Below are 15,905 nucleotides of genomic sequence, written 5' to 3'. Positions count from 1 at the left end.
ATGACAAATAAAATGGAACTGTCATTTTTGGCTAAAAGTGAAAACGAATCATTTGCCCGGATTACCGTAGGAGCGTTCTTAGCACAATTGGATCCAACAATGGATGAACTTACAGAAATCAAAACGGTTGTATCTGAAGCAGTGACAAACTCTATCATTCACGGATATGAAAATGATCCAACTGGACAAGTCTATATTTCTGCTCAACTTTTTGAAAATGAAATAGAATTAATTATCCGGGATGAAGGTGTCGGCATAGCGGATTTAGATGAAGCAAAACAACCGTTATTCACCTCGAAACCAGAATTAGAACGATCTGGAATGGGGTTTACAATAATGGAGAACTTTTGTCATGACATGAAAGTAGTCTCTGAGCCATTAATTGGGACAACCGTGTACTTAAAAAAGCAGCTAGCATCAACAAAGGCTGTGTGCAGATAAGGGGTCTTATATAATGAGCGCAGAGGTGAAAAAGACCAATAAAAAAACATTGTCAGATAATGAAGTGAAGCGTTTAATTGCTGAGAGTCAAAACGGTGACACTGAAGCAAGAGATTTAATTGTCAACAAAAATACTCGGCTTGTATGGTCAGTCGTTCAACGTTTTATGAATCGTGGTTATGAAGCTGATGATTTATTTCAAATTGGATGCATTGGGTTAATTAAGTCTGTTGATAAATTTGATTTGTCTTATGATGTGAAGTTTTCAACCTATGCCGTTCCAATGATTATTGGTGAGATCCAACGCTTTCTACGGGATGACGGTACTGTGAAAGTTAGTCGCTCAATTAAAGAATTAAGTAACAAAATTCGCAAATCAAAAGACGAATTAACAAAAGAATTGCGAAGAACACCAACTGTGAATGAGATCGCTGAACATTTAGGTGTGACGCCTGAAGAAGTTGTCTTTGCTGGTGACGCAAATCGGAGTTTGTCTTCTATTCATGAGACGGTGTATGAAAACGATGGTGATCCCATTACATTATTGGATCAAATTGCAGATCATACACAAGTGAAATGGTTTGATAAAATAGCGTTAAAAGAAGCAATTAGGGATTTGGAAGAACGTGAACGTTTAATTGTCTACCTTAGGTATTACAAGGATCAAACCCAATCAGAAGTGGCTGAACGTTTAGGTATTTCTCAAGTGCAAGTGTCGCGGCTTGAGAAAAAAATTCTAGAGCAGATGAAAGAAACGATGTCGGATGCGCCATAACATAAAAAGCAAGCTCATCTCTAGGGGACAGAGAAGAGCTTGCTTCTTTGTCGAGGAATGAAAACGAAGATTATGTGGTGCGGAGGTTCTTGCTTTGCAATACAGGTGGAATACAGATGTAATGAAATATCGTGGTAAGTGGGTATACCACCTGAGGAGTCAAAACGAAGGATGTATACATATTATAGGCTTGGGCAAAAAGACCTGTCAACATGAAGTTATACTAATAGTTAAAAAATTTTTATCGAGTAATTGAGCAGATAAAGTCTTAAAAGAACTCTTTTTGCAAGAATGAGTTCTTTTTTGTCGTTGGACGAATGAACAAAATCTAATGTTGCATACTACAACAAGAGATTAAAGTGTGGAGGTTTTACATGGTAAAAGAAATGAAGCCAGAGGAATATAAAGAGAATATCTTACTGTTTCAACCTAAGAAGAGATTCATAAAACACGGACTTCTTGCCTTTTTTTCTGGTGGGGCAATCTGTTTAATTGGTCAAATAATTTTTAATATCTATCATATCTTTTTTCGTTTGACGGACCAAACAGCTACGAGCTATATGCTCGTTACCTTAATTGGCTTAACAGCACTATCAACAGGAATAGGCGTGTTTAAAAAAGGGGCACAATTATTTGGTGCTGGTTTAATTGTACCAATTAGTGGTTTCGCTAACGCAATGACTTCGACGGCATTGGAACATCAGTCAGAAGGGTTACTATCTGGAATCGGCGTCAATTTATTCCGTCTTGTCGGACCAATTTTAATGGTAGGCGTAGCAGCAGCATATATCGTTAGTTTTTCGCGGTTACTCATTCAAATGTTGCTTCAATGAAAAGGGGAGATTAGCATGGGTTTCACCCATCGCACAATGGTTTTCTCAAAACCCGTTTATATTCAATCAAGTGGAACGGCGGTTGGACCTAAAGAAGGAGCTGGACCGTTAAAAGGTTCGTTTGATTATGTATATGACGATTTATGGTGTGGAGAGAAAAGTTGGGAATTAGCAGAACGGGCATTAATGAAGACGGCTATAAATCAATGTTTAAAGAAAAGGCATAAATCAATTGACACAATTGATTTATTTATTGCCGGTGATTTAAATAACCAAACAACTGTTTCAAGTTATGTAGCTAGAGATTTGCAATTGCCATACATAGGAACGTATTCCGCTTGCGCAACTTCGATAGAAGCATTAATTCTAGGAAGCATTTGGATTAACGGTCTTTTAGCAGATCACGTATTAACTGCTGCAAGTAGCCATTATGGCGTGTGCGAGAAGCAGTTTCGTTTTCCAACTGAATTTGCAGTCCAAAAAAGTGAAAGTGCCCAATTGACTGTCACAGGCGCGGGGTCAGTACTATTGAGCAAGAAGAGGTCTCAAATTCAAGTTACTGAAGCAACAATTGGTAGGGTAATTGATTTCGGGTTATTAGATGCAAATCAATTAGGTGCGGCAATGGCTCCCGCCGCTGCAGAAACAACAGTTGCTCATTTGAGTAAAACAAATAAACATGTTTCAGATTATGACCTTATTTTAACTGGCGATTTGTCGAAAACAGGGAGTGAAATTTATCGCAAATTATTAAGAGAGCATGGTCATTATTTAAGTAAGGGATATGAAGATTGTGGAGTCATGATTTATGGAACGGAGCAAAAAGCTTTCGCAGGTGGGAGTGGAGCTGGTTGCTCAGCTTCAGTTGTTTTTGGTCATGTTTTTAACCAAATAATTGCGGGAGAATTAAATCGTGTTTTGGTCATCGCGACTGGTGCACTACTTAGTTCGATTACGGTTAATCAAAAACAATCTATCCCGGCAATTGCACATGCAATAGCATTTGAAAGGCGGGACTTCAGCTAATGGAATATTTATGGGCATTTTTAATTGGCGGCTTCATTTGCTTATTTGGACAGTTTTTATTAGATATTGTGAAACTCCCATCCATTTATATGTTAGTCGTAATGGTTTTAAGTGGCATTATTTTGGATGGATTTGGATTGTATGAACGTCTTATTGCCTTTGCGGGTGCAGGTGCAACAGTTCCATTAACGGGTCTTGGATACTCGCTCGTCCACGGTGCTATGGAGGGCGGTGCACAAGGACTATTTTTTATCACCGACGGTGTATTTGAAATCGCTTCTACAACTTTAGTGTTTTCCATTCTTTTTAGTGTTGCGGTTGCCCTTGTTTTCAAACCAAAGGGGGCTGTCTAATGCGAAAAGTGATTTTCATAACAGATGGGGACTTAGCGGCTAAGAAAGTACTGGAGCGTTTGGCGGGTGAGCTTAATTGTCGAGTCATTGGGGCATCATATGGAAACCCAACTACAATCAATGCAGAAGAATTAGTTCGTTTTATATTGGTGGCTCCTGATGTGCCGATCCTTGTTATGTTTGATGATTGTGGAATGAGAGACTATGGACCAGGAGAAAATGCAATGCGCTACTTAGCAAACCACCCTGAAATTGAAGTGATTGGCGCGGTTGCAGTAGCATCACAAACCCATGCGAAAGAATGGACACATGTGGATGTATCGATTGATCGATTTGGACAGCGAACGGCTTACGGAGTTGATAAAGAAGGTTTGCCAGATTTAGAAATTGGGCGCATTAACGGTGATACCGTATCGGTACTTGATCAACTTAATCTACCATGTGTTGTAGGAGTCGGTGACATCGGAAAAATGGCTCGGTTTGATGATGTGAAAAGAGGAGCCCCTGTTACTCGGAAAGCACTAGAGTATATTCTGGAAAGGAGCGGTTATCTTGAAAGATCCTTCGAAAACGAAGACATTTAGTAAAAGTTTTAGTGAGAATGAAGCGATCCTCTACGAGCGCCTCGGTCTAGATAAATCATTTGACGTGGGAGTACGGAAGCTCAACATCTTTAATAAAGATGTCGGTATTTATTACTTAACTGGGTTAGTAGATAATTTATATATCATTGAGATTTTGCGTGAATTAATGGAAACAGAAAGCCGTCTAAGGCGTGCTGAAGATCCATATCTCGCTGTTAAAAATCACTTAGCACATATCCAAGTTGAAGAAACAGATTCAATGGATCATGCGATAACACAAGTCCTATCTGGATTAATTTTTGTTCTTGTAGATGGAGAAGCAAAAGTACTGATTGCAGACGTCCGTTCTTATCCTGGGAGAGGTCCGGAAGAGCCTGATACCGAACGAGTTGTGCGTGGAGCAAGAGATGGGTATACAGAAAATATCATCTTTAATACAGGTTTGACGAGGCGGAGAATTAGGGATGAACGATTACGTCAAGAGATCATGCAAGTTGGTGTTCGTTCAAAAACGGATGTATGTGTCTGTTATATTGAAGGCATCGCGGACCCAGAATTAGTCGACATTATTAAAAAGGAACTGAAAGCCATTGAGATTGATGGTTTAACAATGGCGGATAAGGTTGTGGAAGAGTATATCGTTAAACAAGGAATGAACCCATACCCCCTTGTACGTTATACAGAGCGCCCCGATGTAGCAGCAACTCATATTTTTGAAGGTCACATTGTGATTATTATCGATACATCTCCTTCTGTCGTTATCACACCAACAACGTTGTTTCATCATATTCAACACGCCGAAGAATACCGGCAAGCAGCAGCAGTAGGAACATTTTTACGTTGGATGCGTTTTGTTGGAATTATCTTTTCGCTATTAATTGTGCCATTTTGGCTGTTGCTTGCTACGCATCAAGAATTACTTCCACCAGCACTTGACTTTGTAGGTGTTAATGAAAATAAAAATATTCCAATTGCTCTTCAGATCATTTTTGCTGAGGCTGGGATAGAGTTATTAAGAATGGCAGCTATTCATACACCTTCCCCGCTTGCAACAGCGCTCGGTTTAGTTGCGGCTTTATTGATTGGTGATATGGCAATTGAGGTAGGTTATTTTACAGCTGAAGTAATCCTCTATGTAGCGCTTGGTGCAATTGGAATGTTTGCAACACCAAGTTACGAATTAGGAGTGGCATTACGGATTACACGGTATGGATTAATTCTAGCGGTGGCCTTCTTTGGTCCAATTGGCTTTGTTCTCTCGCTATTCCTTCTCTTTATGTCACTTGTGCAACTAAAACCCCTTGATAAACCTTATCTCTGGCCATTTTTACCATTCGATCCACCAGCTCTTTATCAAATTATGGTTCGAACGACAGTGCCTAGTGTTAGATGGCGTCCGAGTATTGTTCATCCAGTTGATAAAATAAAGCAAGTTCCGAAGAAGGAATAGTGGTAAAACCGTTCTAATTTTGATACACTAATTGAAAAATGCGAACAAGCAGCTGATGGGCTTCGCCAAAAGCTGCTTTTTTTCATCGGTAGGATTAAGGGAGTGAAGATACGTGTATGAACATGGAACAATGAAGATTAATGCTGCTGGACATATAGAGATAGGCGGTGTTGATACGGTAAAACTAGCACATCAATACGGTACACCATTATTTGTTTATGATACGGCACTCATTAAAGAACGTGCAAAAGCGTTTAAATCTGCATTTGAAGAAGAACATGTTGCTTTTCAAGTGGCTTACGCGAGTAAAGCCTTTAGCTGTATCGCAATGTATCAACTAGCAAAGTCACTTGATTTAAGCATTGATGTTGTTTCCGGTGGTGAACTATATACGGCCTTAAAGGCAGGGGTTGAGCCAGAAAAAATTCACTTCCACGGCAATAACAAAAGTATAGAAGAATTAACGATGGCGATCGATGCAAAAATTGGGTGTATTGTGGCAGATAATTTTTATGAGTTGGAACTTCTCCAACAAATAGCCAGTAAACACGGAACAGTAGTACAGATACTGTTGCGTCTTACTCCAGGAGTAGAAGCTCATACACATGAATTTATCTCTACTGGCCAGGAAGATTCAAAATTTGGGTTTGATTTGGCAAGTGGACAAGCAACTGAAGCGGTGCGTATTGCATTAGATAGCAAGCAATTAAAGTTATTAGGCGTTCATAGTCATATTGGGTCACAAATTTTTGAAACAGACGGATTTGTGTTAGCAATCGAAAAAGTGTTTGATCAGCTTAAACCATGGCGAGAAACACTTGGGTTTGTGCCAGAAGTACTTAATTTTGGTGGAGGTTTCGGCATTCGCTATATTGAAGGAGATACGCCACTTGCTCCGAATGTGTATGTGAAAGAGATTATAAAAGAAACGAAAAAACATGTTCAAGCGCTAGGATGGGAAATGCCAGAAATCTGGATAGAACCAGGTCGTTCTCTTGTTGGAGATGCGGGCACAACACTTTATAGTATTGGTTCAACAAAAGATATTCCAAATGTCCGCCGCTATCTATCTGTAGATGGAGGAATGAGTGATAATATACGTCCAGCACTTTATGATGCGAAATATGAAGGGGCGCTTGCAAATCGAGCAACGGATCCTATAGAAGATCAGTTTGCTATTGCAGGAAAATGTTGTGAAAGTGGAGATATGCTTATATGGGATTTGCCCTTGCCACAGGTGAAGCCAGGAGACCTATTAGCAATGTTCTGTACAGGGGCTTATGGCTATTCAATGGCAAATAATTACAACCGTATTCCACGACCTGCTGTGGTGTTTGTTGAAGACGGTTCTTCACAATTAATTATAAAAAGAGAAACGTATCAAGACTTAATAAACCTTGACCAGCCTTATAAGATGCAGGAAGTAGTCTCATTTGAGAATTAAACCCATTTTGTGTACAATAGAACAAGCGCGTAGGCGTGATAATTAGTGAGAGTGAGGGCAAACTTCATGAAAAAAGGAAGCATTGAATTCGAAAACGGCGAAAAATTGGTTATTGAATTTTACGATGACGCGGCTCCGGGCCATGTAGAAAATTTTGAAACACTTGCAAACAAAGGTTTTTATAACGGATTAACATTTCATCGCGTTATTCCAGGCTTTGTTGCACAAGGCGGCTGTCCAAGTGGAAATGGCACTGGCGGTCCTGGTTACACAATCAAATGTGAAACAGAAGGAAATCCACATAAACATGTAGCTGGTACGCTTTCAATGGCACACGCTGGAAAAGATACAGGTGGTAGCCAGTTCTTTATCGTCCATGAGCCACAACCACATTTGGACGGGGTTCACACAGTATTTGGTCAAGTTGTTGAAGGCCTAGACAGCATTTATCGCATTAAGCAAGGTGATGTGATGCAAGAAGTAAAGGTTTGGGAAGAGTAATCTATATTAACTTTAAAAGTATGCACAGCCATAAGCTATGCATACTTTTTTTATTTTATAATAATAATTGTCCGAAGCTCTTCTGCCTTGGATAAAAAAATAAGCAGGCAACTACCTACTTATATCGTTTCAATTCCCCATACGTCATCGTTCATAAGAATCAAATCCATATTTAGTTTCTTGGTTTCTAGTTCAGCAGAATTAATGTCTGAAAAGGTGACATCGAAATGGTTGTTCGAATCCTTTAGGGTTTCTGCTGACCCGTCAACGTAGCGAACTACTTTGTACATGGTGCACTCTCCTAAATTTGATTTAGCTTAGGTACGCCATAATACAATTGTCTCATACGAGAGTACAAAATGATAGGATCAGCACAGTGTATACAAAGTACATATGCTGTTGAAGAAAGCAGTGTGCTCACTCACCAACTGCATAAAAAAGTAAATTTTGTGGCAATGTAAGGTGAAAAGGTGTATCCATGTTTTCTATATTTGTTTACTTAGTAGTAATAGGAATTGTTATAAGCGTTGTTTTGTATACAATAGGATTTGTTTTCAGCATTATTAAGAAGCTTTTTAGCATATGGAAATGAAGAATATTTAAATATAATTACAACTCAAGTTACTCTCTCTCTTTAGGTTATAATCATGTTGGAGGGGATAGAATAACAGAAGAATTAGCGCAAGAAGTATTGGATCAATTACGTAACGGTGAAATAAAAGAATACAGAGTAGAGAAACCTGTTTTTCCAATCTTTCGTCCAGTTTTCCTGGTTCAAGAAAAAATTTCAGAGGTGCAGCGAAGCATCATGGAGCTATCGTATACTTATGAGCCAGGTTGGACGGCTTAATATATTTTTCTAAGTCTGTATATAACTTTTGATATACTAACATCACCAAAGTAAGAGAGGTGATACATATGGCTAATCAAAAGAGCTCAAAAAACTTGGTTGTAGCAGGTGCTCACAAGCACTTGATCAAATGAAGTATGAAATTACTTCTGAATTTGGAGTTACTCTTGGTGGAGAAACTACTTCTCGTGGAAACGAGTCTGTTGGTGGTAAAATCACAAAGCGTCTTGTCAAATGGCTGAACAACAAATGGACGGCAAAACGTATTAATTAATAGATTTACTTAGGTGTCAGTGCTGAATTAGGTGCTGGCATTTTTGTTTTTTGATCAGTAAAGAAGTAATTCATATCAACATCGAAAAATTGTGCTATGTCGAATAAAGTTTCAATTGATATACGTCTAGTAGCTTTTTCCAGTTGGAACAAAAAGGCACTGATATTCCAAGGTTTTAGCCAATACGGCCAATGTTAAACCATGACTTTTTCGTAACTCTTTAATTTTACTCCCTACATCTTCGAAAATATTCATCATTTAATCTCCAATTATTTTAGAATACTTAAAAGTTCTACACTTTTCGATGATCTCCTTCAGATTATTTAATAATAATGGGGTTAACATTATTTTTAGAAATGAGGTTGGGAAATATATTGATTCAATTCCAATATTTAACATAATGTAGTATGATTAATTTAATAATCTTACTATTACTATAGAGGTGAAGGTATGAACAGTACACTATCGTCAGAGGAAGTCGGCGCTAAAATTGTTGAATGGTACAGTTGTATTATGGCAAGCTCATACGAAGAAGCTACCATTATTAAAGATGAAGTAAAGCAAATGATTAACAATATGGAAAAAAGCGATAAAATATTAGCATACTACTCACTAGTTGAATATCGACATGAAAATATGTTTCATGGAAATAATCGAAACTCTACTCTTGTTGCGCCATCTCAATTCATTGAGTCTGGATCAGATCATTACTTAAAGTTTCTTTATTACTGTGTAAGCGGACAAAATGAGTTTAATAAAGAGAGATATAGAAGTGCTGTAAAAATGTTCAGAAAGGCAGAGCGGTTACTTGAATATGTTAAAGATGATGTGGAAGAGGCAGAGTTTTTTATGTACACCGGTTTTGCTTTTTATCGTATCAACCAATATTTGTTCTCAATGTCTTATCTAGAGCAAGCTGAAACCATTTTTAATCGCTTGAATTATGATAAGAAAGTATTGAACTGTAAGCAAGTATTGGGAGCCATTTACTCTGAATTACGCCAATTTTCCAATGCAGAAATATATCTGAAGGAAGTTGTAGATGAAAGTACCTATCCACTTATTTCTGGACTCGCACTAAGAGCTTTAGGTCTAAGTAAGTTTGCGCAATCTGATTATGTAACGGCTGTAGATTATTATAGTTCAGTTACATCAGAGTGGGAAATCGCGAGCTGCGATTGCTCGAGAGTATGATCTAACCCCGTCCTCTTTAGACAAATGGATCAAACAGGCAACGACATCTGGATCATTTAAGGAAAAAGATAACCGTTCTGAACAAGAGGAAGAACTCCAGCGATTACGTAAAGAATTGGCTCACGCCAAAATGGAAAATGATATTTTAAAGCAAGCCGCGCTGATCATGGGACGAAAGTAAATGTGATTCGGAATAACGCTCACAAATACTCGGTATCAGCAATGTGTGCCGTCCTAAACCTCTCTCGAAGTACGTACTATTATGCGATTAAACATACTCAACGTAAACCCAAAGAGGATGCGCTGACATCACTCGTTCGTCGGCTTTTTTTAGAAAATCGAGGGACTTATGGAACGCGTAAATTGAAAGCATTGCTTCTTCGAGAAGGGTACCATGTCTCGAGACGACGGATTGGCCGAATCATGGCTAGCCAAGGGTTGGTTTCCGTTTATACCGTTGCGAAATACAAACCCAAAAGAACACCGAGTAACGAGGCGGTCATTGCCAACAAGTTAAATCGCTCGTTTGCACAAGAAGAAGAACGACATAGTATCGTAAGTGATCTCACATATACACGCGTAAACAGGCGGTGGCACTATGTGTGTTTACTGCTTGATCTGTATAATCGAGAAGTGATCGGATGGAGTCACGGACCAAATAAAACGAGTGAACTTGTTAAAAAAGCCTTCGCTTCTGTCACTGGAGATTTACGAAAAATCACGCTTTTCCACACCGATCGAGGGAGTGAATTTACAAGCCGAGCCATTGACGAATCGCTTCTGGCGTTTGGGATTGAACGTTCGTTAAGTCTAAAAGGATGTCCCTACGATAATGCGGTAGCTGAATCGATGTTTCATATCGTGAAAGTCGAGTTCCTAAAGCGCTATACGTTCGACACAACCACGGACTTAGAACGTGAACTAGCTGACTATCTTCATTGGTATAACCATTTTCGCATACACGGAACCTTACAGTATCAAAGCCCGATTGAATTCAAACAGACCGCCCACAAAAAAAGTGTCTAGAAAAGTGTTGACGGTTCAACCAGTTAGATTTCCAGAATGTGAATGTGGGAAAGCTTATGGTTGGTTTAATATGGTGTACTATCGTTCCAAAGGTAGCTTTATCTTCGATGATAGTTTTAAAGATTATTTAAAACAAAGGATAAAACATTATTACAGAGGGTGAACTACTCACGTAGATTAACTAATTAGGAGTGTGAACTATGGCAAAAACACAATTTGAAAAAGGTTTCTTAGCTGGACAAAAGGCAGAGGCAGAAGTTTTCTTAGAAAATTTAGAATCACTAGAAGGAGAATTACGCGGTGTAGGCTGGAACCCAGAAAACTCTTATATACACCTACTTAAAAAGGACTTGAAAGCATTCTTAGACGAATAACCAAAAGCTACTTAAAGGTGTTAATAAAATATAAATTACAAAGGGGACAAAAAATGGGTTTAGATATTTCGGCTTACAAAAATTTAAATCTGGTACAGAATCCAGAACGTGATGAAGCTGGGGATTTAGTAAATTGGGATAGAGAATGGCAACCGGGGGCAAGTATGGAATGGTCAGAAAAACACTTTCCTGGTCGTGGGGAAGGGGTAGATTATAATGCCGTTTACACTTTTGAGGAAGAGTTTTCTTTTAGGGCAGGAAGTTATAGCGGATACGGAGCATGGCGAGAACAATTAAGTGAATTTGCTAACGGTAATGATTTTCATGAGTTAATTGTTTTCGCTGATAACGAAGGAGTCATTGGGCCTGTAGTGTCGGATAAGCTTGCTAAAGACTTCGATAAAAATCTTAATGCTGCCATTAAGTATTCAGAGACATTTGTTGGTGGTGAGTATTGGCTATCAAAATATCTCGATTGGAAGGACGCATTTGAAATAGCATCTGAAAATGGAGCTGTTAATTTTAGGTGAAGATTTAAAGGGTAAAATGTTAATTTTATAAAGGAGTTATTTTTATATGGATAAAAAAACATTAAAAAATGAATTAAGAATGTCAATTATTAGCAAAAGACTATTGGAAGTAGTTATCATCGGCGCAGTTGAAGTTGGAAATGATTTAGTGATATTGAAACAAAGAGCTAATTATGATTTTAAAGAAGAAGAAGCTATTTATTATAGCGAGAAGCATGATTTAAATTATGGCTATAAGGAGCTTATCGCTAAAGTAGTTATCTATGACCATAGCCTATTTAAGCTCAAAGGTAGAGCAGCTATAAAAGAATATTTGGATAAAAACTGAATTTTATAATGAACAGTATCCATAAACTGAGCGGTAGTTAAATGGGAAATAAAAAAGCGCTCGCAATTAGCGACGCTTCAAAATCAATGTAGCTTTAATCATGTCCTATTTTTTTCTCTTTATCATTAAATATAATTTTTGATATAGCAAAACCTATGATTGCCCCGGCAACTCCAAAGGCTATTGCACCAGTAGTGGAATCAAACGATGAGAAACCAATTATTAAAAATACAATAGTGAAGATGGGAACTAAATAAACGCTATACTTCATGTTGTTTTCCTCCAATCTGTAATTATCCTATTCTATCGTATTTACGGGGAAAATGTTGAAAGGTTTCAAGTGTATATTATTCATAAATGCAGTATTAACTCGCAGTATGACCAAACGAGTATCAATGAGACGAACGTTTTCTTTGGATATAAGTACAATGTTAGTCTTTTTTCTTTCCGAATTCTTTCCATAGCCATTTAATTCAAACTGAAATACATTTAAAGGCGGATTACTGTAAAGAAGAATGCTTTTTTGCATTCTTCTTTTTTAAATCAATTATATTCATAACATAAACTATAAGTGTAATTGCCAAGATTACAGGTGCATAAAACACGAATGTCAGAATAATGTTACTGAACATTATTGGTAAAGCTGTGGATAAGATTAGTGAGATAAGTAAGCCTGTTAGAATATATTTTAAAAATCTCATAAAAGTCTCCAATACTAAATATTTAATTACTTTATAAACCTAAGTATACACCGTAAATGCGATGCTCTCCTTTTGATATTAATTTAAGGAGCTAGGTTGAGGGCCTAGTGAAGTTAAACCAGTGGAGGTTGGAGTCCTCTTAACCCTTACTTATCGTACCAGGACTTTTACGCCTTTGGTACTTATTATTTTAGTTAATTAAAACAATTTTACAATGAAAAGCTAAGTGAAAGAGTACCTCACTTAGCTTTTTAAAACGTTTATAAAAATGATTAGTTACTAAGATTTAACGTATTTTATACTAGATCATTTAAAAATTTACTTGCGTCGCTGTTAAATTTCCACAATACTCCGAACTTGTCTATTAGGATGCCAGAGGGTTGCCCTCTGATATACTGAAGCTGGAGGTATGAGAATGAAGCCAGCGAAAACATATGATTTAAATAAGTATGCAGAATCAAGCCCGGTGAACATTTTTCTTATAAATACAAAAATACGTTTCAATAAAGACACCTCCTTCCATAACGTTTTATCGGTTATAAAGGAACGAATATGAAGTAACTATTTACAATCGAAATCCATATTTATTTGCGTATTTTTCTGAAGATAGAACAGGGATAGACCCGCAGTACTGATATGATTATGTTAAAAAAACAAAAATCATAATACTGAATACTTGAAATCAGATATATTTCTGTTAAAGAGTAAATAAGGAGTGTAAATCATGTTAACTAAAGTAGCTCTACCGGTAATCAGAACAAGAGTTTTTGCGGCAAATACAGAGGGAGGGAACCCTTGTCCTGTAATTTTTCAAGGAGAGTCTTTAAGTGAAAGTGAAATGTGCGAAGTAGCAAAACATTATATGGAGGAAACCACTTTTGTTTTTCATTCAAAAGTAGGCGCGGACGTTAAACTGCGTTATTTTGTGCCTGAACACGAGATGGAAATGTGCGTTCACGCAACAATTGCAAGTATGACTACTCTGCTTCAAAAAGAGTTTTTATCTCATTCGACTATTAATGTAGAAACTGCACTCGGTATGATTCGAGTACACGGAAAAAAAGAATTAGATAAAAGTATACAAATTACAGTTGAACAGTTTCTGCCAGCATTTATTAAAAATAATCCAAATATAGAAGAAGTGGCACACGCTTTAGGGATAGAAGCAACGTTTATTGATTTAAGTGTTGGTCCGATTCAGTCTGTATCTACTTCAAGACCAAAGTTAATTATTCCATTAAAAGATCCAGATGTGTTGAATAACTTAACTCCAAACTATCAACGGTTATGGGATATATGCGATCAATTTGGAACAACTGGTTTTTATCCATTCTCAATAGACAAAGACGGATTAATTGTTTCAACAAGGCAATTTCCTAATCGCGCCGGTTATAATGAAGATCCAGCAACTGGTGTGGCTGCTAGTGCTTTAGGAGCGTACCTCACACAGCATCAAGTATTTAGACCGTTTTCAGATGGTTGGAATTCGTATCAAATTAGGCAAGGGTATGCAATGAAGAAGCCAAGTATGATCGTGTCAGAAGTTTTAATTGAAAACGGTGCTATTACTCGAACTCAAGTAAAAGGAAAAGCCTTTATAGAAAGTGAAGAAGTATTCATTTTTGATCGGAAATATTTATAGTGTTGATAAGCATTTTTTCATATGTAGTAATCATTAGACATAGCTCCATCATGCAATGCAACTTTTACTATTTTAGAAGGCTCTTTTAGTTGATGGAGCCTTCACATGTTGTAACGCTGCGTTTTAACTGCACGTTAAGGAGTGCTTTTTAGCAAATCAAGAAAAGCTCGTACTTGTGGAAGATCCGCATGCTTCGGGCTACAATGAAGCCATGTTTTGCGCAGAAGGTCTTGTCCTCTTATTTGCAATGATTGCAGATGACAGTGTTGAGTTGTGAGGTCATTCGTCGCAAGTTCTGGTAAAACACAAGAACCTATTCCGTGTAGCATTAATTGTTTGCATGTTTCTATTTGATCCACTTTTATAGTCTGTTTTGGGATTGTAAGCTCTGTAGTTAAGAACCAATCGTTAACAATTGAATGAAAGGTAAAGTCGCTCTGGAATTCAATAAATAACGATGGACTTAATGAATCTTTTCTTGATACATAGAATAATTTTTCGGAAAATAACTCTTTTAATGCATCTGTGTCTTCAACATCTCCTCGAAGAATAGCTAAATGAACCTGGTGGCGTTCATCATACATCGTTGAGCTTAGTCCAGTCCTTAAGTCCATCTTTACGTCTGGATATAAGCGTGTATATTCACGCAGTAAAGGTGGGAGATAGTATTGTGCAATAACAGACGACACGGCGAGTGACAATGTACCACGTACAGTTCCTGTTACCGCGCTTAATCGATCTTGCAATTGTTTTTCATCATATAATCGCTTTTTAGAATAAGCAATAATTTCTTCTCCAGCGGGAGTAGGAATTAATGACTTATGTGTCCGGATAAACAGAGGTTCTCCCCATCGTTCTTCAATTTGTTTTAAACGTTGACTTATAGCAGGCTGTGAAATATATAGGTTTCTCGAGGCGCCACGAATTGTTCCAGCGTCGGATAAAGCCACTATTAGCACGTCTTCTTCTAATCGCATGTAATCCATCCTTTTTATACTGTCTATACATTAATAGTCTTTATTAGTTTAAGGAATTGTTAGGGAATTGGCAAATGTGTATCATTCATTTAATCGGGTATAGTAAGAAGTATTAGAGGAGTGATGGGAAATGGATAACTTGTCTTTAAAGGAAAAAAGGATAGAACTTAATCAAATTGCACCAGAACCTAATTGGCAGGAAGGAACTTTAGAAGCTTTTAAAGGAATTGAAACATCGATCTATGCGGCGGTCTTTTTTTATCTAGGTAAAAAAGAACGTTTAGAGTTACGGATAAGGCGAATTGCTTTTGAAACCGAACCTACTGGGATTGGCACGGTTGATATTTATAACTGGTTGTATGAAGTGGGGAAGTCGTTTGTTGGAGAAATGAAAGGCAGACGCATCCTGTTAATTGAATCAACTGATGTTGAAGAAGGGCATTTGCAAACACATTGGACTGAATTAACAGAAATACCGCAAGATTTAGAAGAGGAGACAGAGTAAATCTGTCTCCTTATTCTTATTCAAAAAAGTTAAAACCAAATGAATATTGGCGAGTCTTTTTGAAATATGGTAATCTAAACAAGAAGAGAAGTATAAA

Annotated in this window: 20 protein-coding genes and 1 pseudogene; 18 read left to right on the top strand and 3 right to left on the bottom strand. The window is 37.5% G+C overall.

Annotation, left to right across the window (positions count from 1 at the left end; genetic code table 11):
• The 9 genes from spoIIAB to BK584_RS03250 all read left to right on the top strand — a co-directional run bounded on the left by spoIIAB (position 1) and on the right by BK584_RS03250 (position 7,407).
• Positions 1-441, top strand: coding sequence for an anti-sigma F factor (gene spoIIAB / locus BK584_RS03290; protein WP_078391276.1), 441 nt, complete (start codon positions 1-3; stop codon positions 439-441).
• A 13-nt stretch (positions 442-454) separates the two neighbouring features.
• Positions 455-1,216, top strand: coding sequence for an RNA polymerase sporulation sigma factor SigF (gene sigF, locus BK584_RS03285; protein ID WP_078391275.1), 762 nt, complete (start codon positions 455-457; stop codon positions 1,214-1,216).
• A 374-nt stretch (positions 1,217-1,590) separates the two neighbouring features.
• The gene (gene spoVAC / locus BK584_RS03280; RefSeq protein WP_078391274.1) at positions 1,591-2,049 is read left to right on the top strand and encodes a stage V sporulation protein AC; all 459 of its coding nucleotides are present in this window, start codon (positions 1,591-1,593) and stop codon (positions 2,047-2,049) included.
• A 15-nt stretch (positions 2,050-2,064) separates the two neighbouring features.
• Entirely contained in the window at positions 2,065-3,075 is a 1,011-nt protein-coding gene (spoVAD, locus tag BK584_RS03275) for a stage V sporulation protein AD (RefSeq protein ID WP_078391273.1), read from the top strand.
• Positions 3,075-3,428 (top strand): stage V sporulation protein AE, encoded by a 354-nt coding sequence (gene spoVAE, locus BK584_RS03270; RefSeq protein ID WP_078391272.1) that lies wholly within the window; start codon positions 3,075-3,077, stop codon positions 3,426-3,428. The genes spoVAD and spoVAE overlap by 1 nt, the downstream gene beginning before the upstream one ends.
• On the top strand, positions 3,428-4,012 hold the full coding sequence (gene spoVAEA, locus BK584_RS03265) for a stage V sporulation protein SpoVABEA (protein WP_078391271.1): 585 nt from the start codon (positions 3,428-3,430) through the stop codon (positions 4,010-4,012). The genes spoVAE and spoVAEA overlap by 1 nt, the downstream gene beginning before the upstream one ends.
• Positions 3,981-5,462, top strand: a complete 1,482-nt coding sequence (locus BK584_RS03260) for a spore germination protein (RefSeq protein ID WP_078391270.1) — start codon at positions 3,981-3,983, stop codon at positions 5,460-5,462. The genes spoVAEA and BK584_RS03260 overlap by 32 nt, the downstream gene beginning before the upstream one ends.
• Before the next feature lie 112 nt (positions 5,463-5,574).
• A complete protein-coding gene (gene lysA / locus BK584_RS03255) occupies positions 5,575-6,906 on the top strand; it encodes a diaminopimelate decarboxylase (RefSeq protein WP_078391269.1) in 1,332 nt (443 codons plus the stop codon).
• Positions 6,907-6,972: 66 nt separating this feature from the next.
• On the top strand, positions 6,973-7,407 hold the full coding sequence (locus BK584_RS03250) for a peptidylprolyl isomerase (RefSeq protein WP_078391268.1): 435 nt from the start codon (positions 6,973-6,975) through the stop codon (positions 7,405-7,407).
• A 119-nt stretch (positions 7,408-7,526) separates the two neighbouring features.
• On the opposite strand, the gene BK584_RS24460 is transcribed toward BK584_RS03250, so the two are convergent.
• Positions 7,527-7,697, bottom strand: a complete 171-nt coding sequence (locus tag BK584_RS24460) for a hypothetical protein (RefSeq protein ID WP_169871036.1) — start codon at positions 7,695-7,697, stop codon at positions 7,527-7,529.
• Positions 7,698-8,071: 374 nt separating this feature from the next.
• On the opposite strand from BK584_RS24460, the gene ykzS reads away from it, so the two are divergent.
• The 7 genes and pseudogenes from ykzS to BK584_RS03225 all read left to right on the top strand — a co-directional run bounded on the left by ykzS (position 8,072) and on the right by BK584_RS03225 (position 11,983).
• Positions 8,072-8,257: a protein YkzS gene (gene ykzS, locus BK584_RS25770; RefSeq protein WP_496196944.1), complete on the top strand. Its 186-nt coding sequence runs from the start codon at positions 8,072-8,074 to the stop codon at positions 8,255-8,257.
• A 68-nt stretch (positions 8,258-8,325) separates the two neighbouring features.
• Positions 8,326-8,527 (top strand): annotated as a pseudogene (locus BK584_RS03245) (alpha/beta-type small acid-soluble spore protein).
• Between the two features lie 454 nt (positions 8,528-8,981).
• Positions 8,982-9,725 (top strand): response regulator aspartate phosphatase, encoded by a 744-nt coding sequence (locus tag BK584_RS03240; RefSeq protein ID WP_078391267.1) that lies wholly within the window; start codon positions 8,982-8,984, stop codon positions 9,723-9,725.
• A protein-coding gene (locus tag BK584_RS03235; protein WP_139365600.1) for an IS3 family transposase occupies positions 9,664-10,751 on the top strand; the annotation gives its coding sequence in 2 pieces (ribosomal slippage) (positions 9,664-9,871 and positions 9,871-10,751; 1,089 coding nt in all). Before BK584_RS03240 ends, BK584_RS03235 begins: the two co-directional genes overlap by 62 nt.
• 200 nt (positions 10,752-10,951) lie before the next feature.
• Positions 10,952-11,125 carry a hypothetical protein gene (locus BK584_RS24455; RefSeq protein ID WP_169871035.1) on the top strand — a complete coding sequence of 58 codons (174 nt, stop codon included), beginning with the start codon at positions 10,952-10,954 and terminating at the stop codon, positions 11,123-11,125.
• 53 nt (positions 11,126-11,178) lie between these two features.
• Entirely contained in the window at positions 11,179-11,655 is a 477-nt protein-coding gene (locus BK584_RS03230; protein WP_078391266.1) for a hypothetical protein, read from the top strand.
• A 46-nt stretch (positions 11,656-11,701) separates the two neighbouring features.
• Positions 11,702-11,983, top strand: coding sequence for a hypothetical protein (locus BK584_RS03225; protein WP_078391265.1), 282 nt, complete (start codon positions 11,702-11,704; stop codon positions 11,981-11,983).
• Between the two features lie 94 nt (positions 11,984-12,077).
• On the opposite strand, the gene BK584_RS24075 is transcribed toward BK584_RS03225, so the two are convergent.
• Entirely contained in the window at positions 12,078-12,254 is a 177-nt protein-coding gene (locus tag BK584_RS24075) for a SoxR reducing system RseC family protein (RefSeq protein ID WP_139365599.1), read from the bottom strand.
• A 1,154-nt stretch (positions 12,255-13,408) separates the two neighbouring features.
• Between BK584_RS24075 and BK584_RS03215 the strand changes: the two genes are divergently transcribed.
• A complete protein-coding gene (locus BK584_RS03215) occupies positions 13,409-14,326 on the top strand; it encodes a PhzF family phenazine biosynthesis protein (RefSeq protein WP_078391263.1) in 918 nt (305 codons plus the stop codon).
• 134 nt (positions 14,327-14,460) lie between these two features.
• Here the strand turns inward: BK584_RS03215 and BK584_RS03210 are convergent, their stop codons facing one another.
• On the bottom strand, positions 14,461-15,303 hold the full coding sequence (locus BK584_RS03210) for a LysR family transcriptional regulator (protein WP_169871033.1): 843 nt from the start codon (positions 15,301-15,303) through the stop codon (positions 14,461-14,463).
• A gap of 130 nt (positions 15,304-15,433) precedes the next feature.
• On the opposite strand from BK584_RS03210, the gene BK584_RS03205 reads away from it, so the two are divergent.
• Positions 15,434-15,808, top strand: a complete 375-nt coding sequence (locus tag BK584_RS03205) for a hypothetical protein (RefSeq protein ID WP_078391261.1) — start codon at positions 15,434-15,436, stop codon at positions 15,806-15,808.
• Positions 15,809-15,905 lie beyond the last annotated feature (97 nt).

This window comes from Shouchella patagoniensis (genome assembly GCF_002019705.1).
In the GTDB taxonomy this organism is placed as follows: domain Bacteria; phylum Bacillota; class Bacilli; order Bacillales; family Bacillaceae_D; genus Shouchella; species Shouchella patagoniensis.
The sequence above is the reverse complement of the archived record's forward strand: the minus strand, read 5'-3'. Positions and strand labels throughout refer to the sequence as shown.